The sequence below is a fragment of the Ancylobacter crimeensis genome (genome assembly GCF_023016805.1).
GTDB classification, from domain to species: Bacteria; Pseudomonadota; Alphaproteobacteria; order Rhizobiales; family Xanthobacteraceae; genus Ancylobacter; species Ancylobacter crimeensis.
On record NZ_JALKCH010000001.1, the window covers coordinates 264,309 to 278,259 of the forward strand.

Here is a 13,951-nt window from a genome sequence, read left to right on the forward strand (position 1 = left end):
CCATTTTCCTCGCCTCCTTTTCCCTTGCCGTCATCCCGGACGATCGCGGGTCGATCCGGGATGACGGGTGAGGGAACCGCGACGAATCTTTGCCGGCTTTATTTCGCCTTCAGGAAATCCCCGACCTCGAGCAGGATCAGCTCGTTGTCGTCCGCCTTCTTCGGGTCGCGGCTGGAGGAAAAGGGCAGGTTGTTGTCGTTGCCGACCACGATGTGGGTGGCGTCGACCACGTCCACATCCTCGATGGTGAAGAACGGGAAGGCGAGCTTGCCGTTGGTCAGCGGCTTGCGGGAGAGGTGGTTCGGGTCCTCGATCGCCATCAGGTCGATATGGCCGATCTTGCGGACCGCACCGCCCTGATTGGCGTCGGTCATCTCGATCTTCACGATGCGCTTGTATTTCGCGAGGTCGTGGAAGCAGTCGGCCGCCTTCTTGCCCTCGGCGCAGACCTTGTCGGACGTGCCCTCGCCATTGTCGCGCTCGATGATGAGGCCGGTCGAGGCGTCGATCATGTTGAAGTCGCCGATGGCGTTGCCGTTCTGGCCGAGCGGATAGAGCCAGTGGCGGCCGGTCCACGCGTCTTTCGTCGTGTCGAATTCAAGGATCTGCAGCACGTCGCGGCCGTCCTCATCCTTTTCGTAGCTCGTTGTCTGCGGATTCCAGACCGGGCCTTCAAGAAGGGGATAGAGGAAGCGTCCGTCCGGCGAGGCCGCCATGCCCTCGAAGCCCTTGGAGCGGCGGATGTTGAAGGCGGCGGGCGGCGCGTCCGGCGTGCCGGCGGAGGTCACGGCGTAATGGTCGGGTGAGCGCAGCTTGGTGTCGCCGAGCCGGCTTTCGAACACCTGCACCACCGTGCCGCTGCGGTCGGCCTTGATGAGATAGGGACCGAACTCCTCGCCGATATAGATGTGCTCGCCGATCGGCTGGAAGCTCTCGGGGTCGAAGTCGGCGCCGGTGAGATAGCGCGGGCCGGTGTCCTCATGGACGATGCGGAACGGCACCTTGTGGTCTGGGTCGCGCAGGAAGATCGTCTCCAGCCGCTCGAAGGTGCCGGCCTTCCAGTCGATAGTGTAGCGGTTGAGATACAGGGCGGAATCCGGGCTGTTCGCCTTCGCGCCCATGCCGTTGTCGGTGAGGATCAGAAAGCTGCCGTCAGGCATTTTCTTGATGCCGGAATCGCCCTGCAGCGGCTGGCCCTTGAAGGGCAGGAACACGCCGGTCGGCCGCCCGGCCGAGGTGCCCTCGACGCTGCCGATCTTATCCACCCGCACACCGGTGGTGTATTTGCCGGAGGTCTTCAGATCCTCGGGCGCATCGGCGGGCATGTCGATGAAGCTTTCGGCCGGCATCACGGCATGGCCGGCGAGCGTAGCCGGAAAGGCGGCATCGTCGGCGCGGACGGGAGCGGCGGCAAGGGCGAGCGCCGAAAGTGCGACACTGCCGAGCAGCGCGCGCAGGGAGCGGGACGGAAGACGGATCATGGCCGGTTCTCCTTGGGGGAGGGGTACGGCCTGTCCTGTGCCGCCGCGCCATGTCGCTGGCGCAACGCCGCGATGACGGCGGGATGACAATGCACGGGGTCGTCGGGTCCCGTGCGGTCGGGGTCGCGTGTCAGCGGAAGCCATGTCGTCGGAGCCGCGGGGTGCCGCCCTGTGCCGGCGGCACCGCGTCCGGCACCGCGCGGGCGTGGCGCAGATCGGCGCCGCGCAGCCGAGCATGGCGACAGCCGGTTGCAGCGACGCAGCAAATGATGCGAGAGGAGCAGGCCCGCTTGCGTCACGGGGCCTCGACGCGGCCACAAGCTTTTGGCTCTATGCGGCACATGAGTCTCGCGCTTCCCACTGCCCTGCCGCCGCAGCGGCCCTTTCTTGGAATCGAACGCTCCGCCGCCGGCCGACTGTGGCGCGAGCGGCTGGATGTCCGCGCCGCACAGGCCAGCCTCGCCATCGTGCAGCGCCACGGGGTGCCGGAAATCCTCGCCCGCGTGCTGGCCGGGCGCGGGGTCGCCATCAAGGATGTGCCCGGCTATCTCGATCCGCGCTGGGAAGGGCTGATGCCGGACCCCGACACGCTCACCGGCATGGCGGCCGCCGTGGCGCGCCTCGCCGATGCTGCCGAACGGGGCGAGCAGGTCGCGGTGTTCGGCGATTACGACGTCGATGGCGCGACCTCCACCGCGCTGATGGTGGAGATGCTGCGCGCCGCTGGGCTCGATCCGCTGTTCCACATCCCGGACCGCATCTTCGAGGGCTACGGCCCCAACATTCCGGCCATCGAGGCGTTGGCGCAGCGCGGGGTGCGCCTGCTGGTGACGGTGGATTGCGGCACGCTGAGCTTCGAGCCCTTCGCCCATACCCGTGCGCTCGGCATGGAGGTGGTGGTCGTCGATCATCACCAGGCCGCCGAGACGCTTCCCGAGGTCGCCGCGCTCGTCAATCCCAACCGGGCGGACGACGTGTCCGGCCTCGGCCACCTGTGCGCCGCCGGCCTCGTCCTGATGGTGTTGGTGGGGCTGCGCCGCGAACTGCGCCGGCGCGGCTGGTGGAACGACGCGCGGCCGGAACCGAACCTTGGCCGGTATCTCGACCTCGTGGCGCTGGGCACGGTCGCCGACGTGGTGCCGCTCATCGGGCTCAACCGCGCCTTCGTCACCCGCGGCCTCGCCATGCTGCGCCGGCGCGAGCGGCCGGGCCTCACGGCGCTGATGGATGTGGCGCGGCTCTCCGGGCCGCCGAAATGCTGGCATCTCGGCTTCCTGCTCGGTCCGCGCATCAATGCGGGCGGGCGCATCGGCGACGCGACCCTCGGCACCAGGCTGCTGCTGACGCAGGATCCCATCGAGGCCGGCGCCATCGCCGCCGAGCTGGACCGGCTGAACACCGAGCGGCAGGTCGTGGAAAAGCAGATCCTCGCGGAAGCCGAGGCCGAGGCGGAGGCCGCGCTCGGCATCGACGGGGAGGGCGCCTCGGTCATCCTCGCCAGCGGGCAGGGCTGGCATCCTGGCGTGGTCGGGCTGGTGGCGGCGCGGCTAAAGGAGCGGTTCAGCCGGCCGGCCTTTGCGGTGGCCTTCAACGGCGATCTCGGCGCCGGCTCGGCGCGTTCCATTCCGGGCGTCGATGTCGGCCGGGCGGTGCGCGGTGCGGTCGAGGCGGGGCTTCTGGTGAAGGGCGGCGGCCATGCCATGGCGGCGGGCCTCACCGTGGCGCGCGACAAGCTCGGCGCATTCAGGGCCTATCTGGAAGAGGCGCTGGCCGAGACCGTGGAGGACGCCCGCGCGGTGGATGAGCTGGCGATCGACGGCGGCCTCTCGGCGGGCGCGGCGACGCCCGAGTTGGTGGAACTGATCGAGCGTGCCGGGCCCTATGGCGCCGGCAACCCGCAGCCGGTCTTCGCCTTTCCCGCGCATCGTCTGGTGCATGTGGAGAGCTTCAGCGCCGGCCATGTGCGGGTGCGGCTGAAGGCGCCGGACGGCTCCATGCTCTCCGGCGTCGCCTTCCGCGCGGCGACCGCCCCGCTCGGCGAGGCCCTGCTGGCCAATCGCGGCCAGCTCATGCACGTCGCCGGCACGCTGGACATCGACAGCTGGCAGGGCCGCTCGCAGGTGAGCCTGCGGGTGAGCGACGCGGCGGTGGTGGACCGGCCCTGAGGCGGTCGGCCATGCCATGCGCTTCATGGCGCAGGCGCTTCCGGACGCTCGCGGCCCGGCGTGACGGCTCATCGCCGACGGGCGCTGGACGGAGAGGCACCGAGCGCATGGTCGACGGGCGCCTATCGGCCGCCTGTCTTGCCGTTCTTCCTTCTTTTTCCTTCATCGTAATGCCACTTGATGGCGAAGAACATACCGATGCCTAAAACGATGATCTTGAACGGAAGGAAGATCCAAGGAAACCAGTCGACCATTTCGAATATCTTCCATCCTATTGCCTGACGCGATCTGTCGCGAGGGCTTCTACCTCACGCAGGCCATCTCGACAGCTTGACATTCTGTCCAAGCCAACGAGGCGTTATTTCCGGGCCGGCTGGTCAGTCCCCCCGCCGATGGACGAGATCAAACAGCGGGCGCATCCGGCAGCGTCCGCTCTGCACGGAATACGTCCCTTGCCGACGTCATCATGCGTGATCTGTTCTGACGGCCGGACGAGGTGGCGGCCGAGGCATCAGCGGCGCGGAGCCCGCGGCCCTCCCGCAGCCAATCCGGTTGCCGGACCCGCGCCGACCCGCTATCCCCGCAGCCTACGCTCCGCGACCTCTCAGACCCAAGGCATGCCCGTGGCCGATCCCGTTGCCTTCGATCCCGTCCGCCCCCTCGTCGCTGTCGTCGGTGCCGGACCGGCGGGGCTGATCGCGGCGGAGACGCTGGCCGAGGCCGGCTGCCGGGTGCGGATCTTCGAGCGCATGGTCTCGCCGGCGCGCAAGTTCCTGCTTGCGGGGCGCGGCGGGCTGAACCTCACCCATTCCGAGCCGCGCGAGACCTTCCTCGCCCGTTACGGCGCGGCTGAGGAATGGCTGGCGCCCCTGCTCGACGCCTTTCCCCCGAGCCGTCTGCGGCGTTTCGCCGAAGGGCTCGGCGAGGAGACCTTCATCGGCAGTTCGGGCCGGGTGTTCCCGAAGAGCTTCAAGGCCTCGCCGCTTCTGCGCGCCTGGCTGCGCCGCCTCGACGGGCTCGGCGTCACGCTGGAGACGCGGCGCCTGTGGACCGGCTGGGACGCCGATGGCGCGCTCACCTTCGCCGATGCGGAGAGCGTGCCCGCGCAGGCCAGCCTGCTGGCGCTGGGCGGGGCGAGCTGGCCGCGGCTCGGCAGCGACGGCGGCTGGGTGTCGCTGCTGGCCGGGCGCGGCGTCGAGATCGCCCCGCTCGTCTCCGCCAATGCCGGTGTGCGGGTGGCGTGGAGCGACATCCTGCGCGAGCGCTTTGCCGGGCACCCCCTGAAGCGCATCGCGGTGTGCCTCGGCGGCGTGACAGTGCGCGGCGAGGCGATGATCACGGCGACCGGCCTGGAAGGCGGGCCGATCTATGCGCTGACCGCCGCCCTGCGCGCCGCTCTCGCGGCGGGCGAGGATGCCACGCTGACCATCGACCTGCGCCCGGACATGGCCATCGAGGCCCTGTCCGACCGGCTCGCCGAGGCGCGCAAGGGCGAGAACCAGACCAACCGGCTGCGCAAGGCGGCCGGGCTGGAGCCGGCGGCGATCGGGCTGCTGCGCGAAGCCGGCCCGCCGACGCCCTATGCGTGGGATCTCGCAGCCTCGGTGAAGCGGGTCAAGGTCAAGGTCGAGGGCATCAGCGGACTGGAGCGCGCGATCTCCTCCGCCGGCGGCATCGCCCGCGGGGCACTCGACGACGGGTCGATGCTGCGCGCGCTGCCGGGCGTGTTCGCGGCCGGCGAGATGCTGGACTGGGAGGCTCCCACGGGCGGCTATCTGCTGCAGGCCAGCTTCGCCACCGGCTACCACGCCGCCTGCGGCATGCTGCGGCGGCTGGGGCTGAAGGAGCCGGCGCGCTGGGAAGGCGGCTGGTAGGCCGCGCTCCTGGGTTCCCCCGGTAGAGCGCGCTCCCGGATCGCACCGATGGCCCATTCGCGATGACGGATGGGGATGGCAGCGGAACCCTTGCCGTCACACGTTGCCGTTCCACCTCCTGTCGTCATCCCGTCGGACCGCAAGCCGGGATCGTCCGCGACCTCCGGGGGCGTCCTACGCACCGCACCTCCTGCGAAAGCCGCGATGCGCTGCCCATCGCCGCATCGTTCCCGAGCGGCTCTTTTCCACTCCCCTCCGCCGTTCATGAATGGTTGAATGTCGCCCCGGCGCGGCCGGAAGGCGAGGAGGGTGCGCGCCATGGAGACGATCACGCTGACCAATGTGCTGCTGCTGGCCGCGGCGGCGCTCATGGTGGTCGGCATCTTCTCCAGCCTCGTCGCCTCGCGCTTCGGCGCTCCGCTGCTGCTGGTGTTCCTCGTCATCGGCATCCTGGCCGGGGAGGACGGGCCGGGGCAGATCCATTTCAGCGACTACCGCGCCACCTATCTGGTCGGCTCGGCGGCGCTGGCGATCATCCTGTTCGATGGCGGGTTGCGTACCCGCATGGCCTCGTTCCGTGGCACGCTGGCGCCGGCGCTGGTGCTGTCCACGGCGGGGGTGGTGATAACGGCGGCCATCGTCGGGCTGGCGGCCTGCCTGCTGCTGCGTCTGCCGCCGCTGCAGGGGCTGCTGGTCGGCTCGGTGGTGGCCTCCACCGATGCGGCGGCGGTGTTCTTCCTGCTCAAGTCCGGCGGCCTGCAGCTGAGGAAGCGGGTCGGCACCACGCTGGAGATCGAATCGGCGACCAATGATCCGGTCGCGATCTTCCTGTCCATCGTACTGGTGCAGCTCATAGCCGCCGGTGAGCATGTGCCGGGCTGGGACCTGTTGCTGCTGCTGGCGCAACAGGCGGTGCTGGGCGCGGCGATCGGCGTCGCCGGCGGGCTGGGGCTCGCCGCGCTGCTGAACCGGTTCGATCTGCCGAGCGGCCTGCATCCGCTGCTCGCCGTGGGCGCGGCGCTGTTCATCTTCGGGCTGGCGGCAGTGGCGGAGGGCTCCGGCTTCCTGGCGGTGTATCTGGCGGGGCTGGTGCTCGGCAACCGGCCGGTGCGGGCCATCGCCTCCATCGTCAGCTTCCACGACGCCGCGACATGGCTGGCGCAGCTCGTGATGTTCGTCATGCTCGGCCTGCTGGTTTCGCCCGACAAGGTGCTGGCCTATGCGCTGCCGGCGATCGGGCTCGCGGCCGTGCTGATCGCCGTGGGGCGGCCGGTGGCGGTGTGGCTCTGCCTCACGCCGTTCGGCTTCAAGCGGGAGGAGAAGGCCTATATCTCCTGGGTGGGACTGCGCGGGGCCGTGTCGATCTTCCTCGCCACGATCCCGACGCTGGCCGGGGTGCCGAGCGCGGAGGTGTATTTCAACGTCGCCTTTACCGTGGTGCTGGTCTCGCTGCTGCTGCAGGGCTGGACCCTGACCTATGCGGCGCGGTTGTTCCATGTCGCTTTGCCCGAGCCGCTCAAAGAGGCACGGCGCTTCGAGATCGACCTGCCCGGCCAGCTCGACTACGAGCTGGTCGCTTATCACGTGGTGCGCGGAAGTCCGGTCCTGAGCCACGGCACGGTGCCGAACTGGGCGCAGATGATGCTGGTGGTGCGCGATGGCGCCATTCTCACCCCGGAGCAGTCGGGCATGCCCCGCCATGGCGACTATGCGTATCTGCTGGCGCCGCCGGAGCGGGTGGCGCGGCTGGACCGGCTGTTCGTGCCGGGCGAGGGGCAGGCGGATGTGGAGCTTGCGGCGGCCTTCCCGTTCCGCGGCGACATCCTGCTCGGCGCCATATCCGATCTCTACGGCCTGCCGGTGGAGCCCCACGAGCGTGACCTCACCATCGCCGGCCTGTTCGCGGAACGCTTCGATGAGCGCCCCATGATCGGCAACCGGGTGCATATCGGAACGGCGACGCTGGTGGTGCGGGCGGTGGAGGATGACCGGGTGACGCTGGCCGGCCTTTCGGTGGATGACGAGGAACACCAGCGCGACCGCCACATCCTGAACGGCGCCGCGCTCGCCCGCCTGCTGGGTCCGCGTCGGACGACGCGCGAACGGGCCCGCCGCCGTCATCACGGCTGAGGCAGGCGCATCGTGAAAAGGCGAGGCCGGGGAGGGTGACGCGGGACGACGGCTGAGGGAGCGCGTGCCGCCGTCCCGCGTTAGCCCACGAGACCTGCCGGGATGATGGCCTCGCAGACGATCCGTTGTTCATGCCGGGAATGATGCTCAGCGGATGCGCAAATAAATACGTGGCACGCGAAGGTCTATCAAGAACTATCTTCGCATATTGTTACAGTTCCAATCTAGGAATATTTGACGAATACTAAGAAACCCGCCGCGCCGATGTTCCGGACGGCTCGCCCCGCTGCCGCCGTTTTCGCGCCGCCATGCTGGCGCGCAGCGGCGGGCGGTCGAGGATGTATTTCGGGGACACAGATGGCACGACTGTTCTTTCGGCGGGGGCGCAGCGGCGAGGCGGCGCCCGACACAGCGCGCGAGATGGCCGAAAAGGCGCGCGTCCTGCTCGGCCTCGGCGAGGATTCCACGCTGTCCATCAGCGAAATCGCCTGCGGCGACCCGGCCTGCGGCGGCGCGGAAACGGTGGTGCTGATCATGCGCCCCGGCCGGCGGACCGAGGCCGCCAAGATCCTCAAGCCCCTCGCCACCGTGACCGACGCCGAGTTGCGCGAGGCGCTGTCTGTCTTTGGGGAAAGCCCTAAAGTCTAAAATCATTCTAAACAATTAAATATTGTAATCGCTCTAATATTGACTATGAATGCCGCCAACCTATTGAGGACGGTACGTAATATCGAATATGAAATAATTCCAATCTATTTCCACGTACTTGAGGCGGTATCTGCGAGGGCGTAGGACATGCTTCATCGAGGCGCCGCTGAGGGCGCCCCTGGGAGGTGATCCTGATGCGAGCCCGTTCCATTTTCTCGGCGCCGCTGCTGGCGGCCTGCGCCATCGGCGCCCTCGTCGTGGCCGGCCCCGCCGCCGCCGATACCGCGCCCAAGCCGCGCGACATCCTCGTGAACTACGCCAACATCGCCCAGGCGATGTATGAGGACAGCGTCACCACCGCCAAGACCCTGCAGGTCGCGGTGAACGCGTTCCTCGCCGATCCCACCACCGAGAACATGGAAAAGGCCAAGGCTGCTTGGAAGGCGGCGCGCGTGGCCTACCAGCAGAGCGAAGGCTTCCGCTTTGGCAACAAGATCGTCGATGCGTGGGAAGGCAAGGTCAACGCCTGGCCGCTCGACGAGGGGTTGATCGACTATGTCGACCGCGCAACCTATGGCGAGACCTCGGACGAGAACCCGCTCTACACCGCCAATGTGATCGCCAACACCAAGATCCGCGTCGGCAAGAAAACGATCGACGCCACCAAAATCGACGCCAAGCTGCTGGAAAGCCTGCAGGAGGCCGGCGGCGTCGAGTCCAACGTTGCCACCGGCTATCATGCCATCGAGTTCCTGCTCTGGGGGCAGGGGCAGCGCAGCGGCGCCACCGGACCGGGCACGCGCCCCGTGACCGACTATGACCTGAAGAACTGCACCAACGCCAATTGCGACCGCCGCGCCGCCTATCTCAAGGCCGCCACCGACCTGCTGGTGTCGGACCTCGAGGACATGGCCGGCTATTGGGGCGAGAAGGGCAAGGCTCGCAAGGCGCTGCTGGCGAAGAAGGACAAGGAAGGCCTTTCGGTCATCCTTACCGGCCTCGGCTCGCTTTCTTATGGCGAGCTCGCCGGCGAGCGCATGAAGCTCGGCCTGATGCTGCACGACCCCGAGGAGCAGCACGACTGCTTCTCCGACAACACCCACAACTCGCATTACTATGACGAGCTGGGCATCAGCGAGATCTATCGCGGCAAGTTCACCCGCATCGACGGCACCGTCGTCGAGGGCCCGTCCATCGCCGCCTATGCCAAGGCGCTGGCGCCGAAGCAGGCCGAGGAGGCCGATGCCAAGGTGGATGCCGCGCTCGCCGCGATCAAGGCGATCAAGGACGAAGCCGACAGCGGCAAGATGCTCTATGACAAGATGATTTCCGAGGGCAACACCGAGGGCAATCAGCTCATCCAGAGCGGCGTCGATGCGCTGGTCGCCCAGGCGCATGGCTTCGAGGGCGTCGTCGGCGCGCTGAAGCTGAAGATCAAGGTCGAAGGTTCGGACAGCCTTGACCACCCCGACAAGGTGAAGAAGTGACGGCCGGCCGCCCCGGCCTCGCGGCGGGGGCGGCGGTTTTCGGCATGGCGGAGCGCGGCGACCGCGCGCCGTCGCCCGGCCTCGCGGCGGGATGGCGGTTATAGACATGGCGGTGCGCGGCAACCGCGCGCCGCCGCCCGGCACAGGGCCCGGCATGGCGCTGGACCGTGCCGACGTTCTTAGGAGAGGCGCGATGAGCGCATCGCGTGACGATCGCAACTCCGCGCGCATCCCCCCGTCGACGGCAACCACCTCCCGCCCCAGCCGTCGCTCGGTGCTGGCGGGGGGCGCGTTCGTCCTCGCCGGGGGCCTGCTGCCGGGCCGCCTGGGCAGCGCGGCGGCGACACCCCTGCCGAAGGCCACCCGCGCGCTTGACCTGTCCTCGGGCTTCATGGATTTCCGCCTGCTCGGCCCCGACAAGCCGGCTTCGCGGATCAGCGTCTATGACGGCACCCCCTTCAAGACGATCCGCGCCAGGCGGGGCGAGGTGCTGGACATCACCTATCGCAACGGGATCGACGAAGGCACCACGGTTCACTGGCACGGCATCCGCATCCAGAACGCGTTCGACGGTATTCCGACGCTGACCCAGCCCCTGGTGCAGCCGGGCGGTACGTTCCGTTATCTGGTGCCGCTGGACGATCCCGGCACCTTCTTCTTCCATCCCCACTGCGACGAAACCGGCCAGACCGGAAAGGGCCTTGCCGGCGTGTTGCTGGTCGAGGATGAACGCGACCCGGCTTTCGATGCCGAGCACGTGCTGTGCCTCAAGGACTGGCGACTGGCTGACGACGGCAGCTTCCTCGCCATGTCGGAGCCGGCCGGCGCCTCCAAGGCGGGCACCTATGGCGCAACGCGCACGGTGAACGGCCAGCCCGTCGTGGAGCTGGAGGCGCCGGCCCATGGTGACGTGCGGCTGCGCATCCTCAATCTCGATTCGACGCGGGTGATGGATATCGGCGTCGACCATGGCGATGCCGCGCTCATCGCGGTGGACGGCCACGCCCTGCCGCCGATCCTGCTCGACAACCTGCCGGACGGGGTGTGGCGGATGGGGCCGGCGCAGCGCATCGACCTGCACATCCGCATGCCCGCCGCGGGCGGCACGGTGCGCCTTGCCGACTATCGCCAGTCCAGCCTCTACACCTTCGCGACTCTCACCGCGACATCTGCCACGACACCTGCCGCGACGCCCGCCGCCCATGCGCCGCGCCCGTTCCGTCCGTTCGCCCTGCCGCGCCCGCAGGTGCCGCGCGCCGATCTCAAGCGGGCGACGCGGCTCTCCTTCCTGCTCCAGCAGGCGACGGATGCGGCGGTGAAGGAAACCGCTCTGCCGCCGGACGATCCGCTCGCCAAGGCGCTGATCGACAGCCTGTGCGTAGGCTCGACCACTTACTGGGCGATCGGCCAGCAGTCCTGGCCCACCGGCACCCGCCGAAACCTGCCGCCGCCACTGGCGGAGATGACGACCGGCCGATCCTACCGGGTCAGCATCAACAACGGCTCGCGCTATCCGCACCCCGTCCACCTGCATGGCCATGTGTTCGAGGTCATCAATTCCTCGACCGGCCGCCTGCCACATCATTTCGCCGACACGGTGCTGGTGCAGCCGGACGAGATCGTGGAGATCGCCTTCGTCGCCGCGCCCGGCGACTGGGTGTTCCACTGCCACATCCTGGAGCACATGGAGGCGGGGATGATGGGCTATTTCCGGGTCACGTGATGGCCAGACCGGTCACCGCCCCGCTGCGCCGACTCGCCCTTGCCGGCGCCGCCTGCCTGCTGCTCGCCGGCGGCGTCGCCGCGGCGCAGGATGGCGGGCTGGAGGCGGCCATCGGCAAGGCGCTGTTCCGTCGCGCCTGGGTGCCGGCGCCGAGCTCGACCCGCGCCAATGACGGGTTGGGACCGCTGTTCGACGCGCGCTCCTGCGCCGCCTGCCATCCCGGCGCCGGGGCGGGCGCCACCGCGATCGACGCGACCGGAACGCCGCAAGGGCTGGGCCTCGTGCTCACCCTGCTGCGCGCCGACGGTTCCGGCGATCCGGTCTATGGCCATCGCATGGAGACCATGACGCTGCCCGGCGTGCCGGCCGAGGGCGTGATCCATGTCGAGACCGGGCCGGAAGGGCGGCGCCTCGCCAGCATCGCCCAGCCCGGCTATGGCGCGCTCGATCCGGCCACCGGCATCTCGCTGCGCGCCGCGCCGGATCTGCGCGGGCGGGCGGCGCTGGAACGGGTGAGCGACGCTACCATCCTCGCCATCGAGGCGGAGCAGGCGAAAGACGGCAAAGGCGTGCGCGGCCGCGCACGCCGGCTTGCAACCCCGGAAGGGCGTTCCGCCATCGGCCGCTTCGGCTGGAAGGCCAGCCATTCGACGCTGGAGGGGCAGGCCTCGGAGGCATTCTCGCTCGATCTCGGCCTGTCGACCCCGATGAGGCTGGAGCCTTGGGGCGACTGCACGGTGGTCCAGACCGCCTGCCGCGCCGCCTATCAGGGCAATGACGCGGAAGGCGAGCCGGAAATCGCGCCGTCCATCGTGCAGGGCATCCTCGTCTATCTCCACAGCCTGAAGCCGCCGGAGCGCGAAGACGACGTGACGCCTGCCGGGCGCCGGGAGGCCGCCCGCGGGGTGAGGCTGTTCGCGTCCACCGGCTGCGCCATGTGCCACCGCCCGGAGCTTGCGACGACCGATGGCGGCCGGGCGCGGCTCTTCACCGACGTGCTGCTGCACGACATGGGCCCCGGCCTCGCCGATCCGGTCGCGCAGCCGGGAGCGGAGCCTTCGCAATGGCGCACGGCGCCGCTCGCCGGCCTCTCTGCCGCGCTGGAGCGCGGCACCGGGCTGCTGCATGACGGGCGCGCGTCGAGCGTTGCCGAGGCGCTGCACTGGCACCAGGGCGAGGCGGCCGGGGCGCGCGCACGTTTCGATGCGCTGAACGACGCCGACCGTCATATCCTGTTGAACTATGTCTCGTCGCTCTGAACGGGGATCAATGCCATGTTCCGCTCTCTGATCGCGCTTCTGGTCGCCATGGCGAGCCAGATCGGCCAAAGCCTGCCGGGCATGGCGGTGGTCGCGACCTTCGTGACGCAGGTGTTCTCCGGACGCGCCGAGGCCGCGCCGATCAAGGCGCCGGAGGTGGTCGAGAGCTGGCTGCTGCCGCGCTATGACGCCCTTGCCAGAGCGGCGAGGGCGCAGAAGGAAGCGTGGGAGGCTTTCTGCACCAAGCCTTCGGCTGAAGGCGTCGCCAGCCTGAGGGAGGCGTTCGGCACCGCTTCGGATGCGTGGGTCGCGGTCGAGTTCGTGAGCTATGGCCAGATCGTGCTGCAATTGCGGGCCGACCGCTTCAACCTGTTCCCGGAGCGGCGCAACGCGGTGCAGCGCGCGCTCGCCGAATTGCTGGCCGACACCAATGACGACCGGCTGTCGACGGAGCGCTTCCCCCGGCTCAGCGCCGCGGTGCAGGGACTGCCGGCGCTGGAGCGGCTGCTCTATGACGACGCCGCGGAGGCCGCGCTCGTCTCCGGACCAGAGGCGGCGCACCGCTGCGCCGTCGGGCGCGCCATCGCCGCCAATCTCGACGACATCGCCGCCGGCATCCGTGCCGGCTGGGGCGACCGAAATTCCGGCCTGCTCGGCCAGCTTATGGCCGGCAAGGAGGACGCGGTTTTCTTTCCCGATCCCAACGCGCTGCTCAGCCAGATGGTGACCGACCTCGCCGGCGCCTATCAGCGCGTCGTCGACCAGCGCCTGCTGGTGGTAATGGGCAAGAGCCAGGACGAGGCGAAGCCGCTGCTTTCCGACCGCCGCCGCAGCGGGCGCTCCAAGGCCACCATCGTCGCCGAGACAGCCAGCGCCGAAGCGCTCGCGACCGCGCTGGCGGCAGGGCTCGACGCCAAGTCGCAGGCCGTCGTCGACAAGGCGGTGAAGGCGGGCACCGACGCGGTGCAGCATCTGCCGGACGATATCGGCGCGGCGGCGCAGGATTCGAAGGGCCGCAAGCAGATCACCGCCGCCATCGCCGCGCTGAAGGCGGCGCAGGCCACTGTCGCCGAACCGCTCGCCTCCGGCCTCGGCGTCCCGCTCGGCTTTAACGCGCTGGACGGCGACTGAGCTTCTGGACGCATACGCAACGGAACGTTTAACCCGGCCGGATCGCCGGCCGC

General features: G+C 69.1%; 10 protein-coding genes. 8 read left to right on the top strand and 2 right to left on the bottom strand.

What is annotated here, in order from left to right:
- Positions 1-98: 98 nt before the first annotated feature.
- On the bottom strand, positions 99-1,481 hold the full coding sequence (locus tag MWN34_RS01155) for an esterase-like activity of phytase family protein (protein ID WP_247025792.1): 1,383 nt from the start codon (positions 1,479-1,481) through the stop codon (positions 99-101).
- 341 nt (positions 1,482-1,822) lie between these two features.
- On the opposite strand from MWN34_RS01155, the gene recJ reads away from it, so the two are divergent.
- Positions 1,823-3,646, top strand: coding sequence for a single-stranded-DNA-specific exonuclease RecJ (gene recJ, locus MWN34_RS01160; protein ID WP_247025793.1), 1,824 nt, complete (start codon positions 1,823-1,825; stop codon positions 3,644-3,646).
- 122 nt (positions 3,647-3,768) lie between these two features.
- Here the strand turns inward: recJ and MWN34_RS19545 are convergent, their stop codons facing one another.
- Entirely contained in the window at positions 3,769-3,900 is a 132-nt protein-coding gene (locus MWN34_RS19545; RefSeq protein ID WP_281502804.1) for a hypothetical protein, read from the bottom strand.
- 369 nt (positions 3,901-4,269) lie between these two features.
- Between MWN34_RS19545 and MWN34_RS01165 the strand changes: the two genes are divergently transcribed.
- From MWN34_RS01165 to MWN34_RS01195, 7 genes are all read left to right on the top strand, one after another.
- Positions 4,270-5,520, top strand: a complete 1,251-nt coding sequence (locus tag MWN34_RS01165; protein ID WP_247025794.1) for a BaiN/RdsA family NAD(P)/FAD-dependent oxidoreductase — start codon at positions 4,270-4,272, stop codon at positions 5,518-5,520.
- A 318-nt stretch (positions 5,521-5,838) separates the two neighbouring features.
- A complete protein-coding gene (locus tag MWN34_RS01170; RefSeq protein WP_247025795.1) occupies positions 5,839-7,650 on the top strand; it encodes a potassium/proton antiporter in 1,812 nt (603 codons plus the stop codon).
- 420 nt (positions 7,651-8,070) lie between these two features.
- A complete protein-coding gene (locus MWN34_RS01175; RefSeq protein ID WP_343311775.1) occupies positions 8,071-8,298 on the top strand; it encodes a protease-associated domain-containing protein in 228 nt (75 codons plus the stop codon).
- A 194-nt stretch (positions 8,299-8,492) separates the two neighbouring features.
- Positions 8,493-9,785: an imelysin family protein gene (locus MWN34_RS01180; protein ID WP_247025797.1), complete on the top strand. Its 1,293-nt coding sequence runs from the start codon at positions 8,493-8,495 to the stop codon at positions 9,783-9,785.
- Positions 9,786-9,978: 193 nt separating this feature from the next.
- Positions 9,979-11,508, top strand: a complete 1,530-nt coding sequence (locus MWN34_RS01185) for a multicopper oxidase family protein (protein WP_247025798.1) — start codon at positions 9,979-9,981, stop codon at positions 11,506-11,508.
- Entirely contained in the window at positions 11,508-12,767 is a 1,260-nt protein-coding gene (locus tag MWN34_RS01190; RefSeq protein ID WP_247025799.1) for a di-heme oxidoredictase family protein, read from the top strand. Before MWN34_RS01185 ends, MWN34_RS01190 begins: the two co-directional genes overlap by 1 nt.
- Positions 12,768-12,782: 15 nt before the next feature.
- The gene (locus MWN34_RS01195) at positions 12,783-13,898 is read left to right on the top strand and encodes an imelysin family protein (RefSeq protein WP_247025800.1); all 1,116 of its coding nucleotides are present in this window, start codon (positions 12,783-12,785) and stop codon (positions 13,896-13,898) included.
- Positions 13,899-13,951: the final 53 nt, after the last annotated feature.

Bases quoted from the DNA above. Each gene is read 5' to 3' on its own strand.
- MWN34_RS01155 (WP_247025792.1), bottom strand. From the start codon at position 1,481: ATGATCCGTCTTCCGTCCCGCTCCCTGCGCGCGCTGCTCGGCAGTGTC.
- recJ (WP_247025793.1), top strand. From the start codon at position 1,823: ATGAGTCTCGCGCTTCCCACTGCCCTGCCGCCGCAGCGGCCCTTTCTT.
- MWN34_RS19545 (WP_281502804.1), bottom strand. From the start codon at position 3,900: ATGGTCGACTGGTTTCCTTGGATCTTCCTTCCGTTCAAGATCATCGTT.
- MWN34_RS01170 (WP_247025795.1), top strand. From the start codon at position 5,839: ATGGAGACGATCACGCTGACCAATGTGCTGCTGCTGGCCGCGGCGGCG.
- MWN34_RS01175 (WP_343311775.1), top strand. From the start codon at position 8,071: ATGGCCGAAAAGGCGCGCGTCCTGCTCGGCCTCGGCGAGGATTCCACG.
- MWN34_RS01180 (WP_247025797.1), top strand. From the start codon at position 8,493: ATGCGAGCCCGTTCCATTTTCTCGGCGCCGCTGCTGGCGGCCTGCGCC.
- MWN34_RS01185 (WP_247025798.1), top strand. From the start codon at position 9,979: ATGAGCGCATCGCGTGACGATCGCAACTCCGCGCGCATCCCCCCGTCG.
- MWN34_RS01190 (WP_247025799.1), top strand. From the start codon at position 11,508: ATGGCCAGACCGGTCACCGCCCCGCTGCGCCGACTCGCCCTTGCCGGC.
- MWN34_RS01195 (WP_247025800.1), top strand. From the start codon at position 12,783: ATGTTCCGCTCTCTGATCGCGCTTCTGGTCGCCATGGCGAGCCAGATC.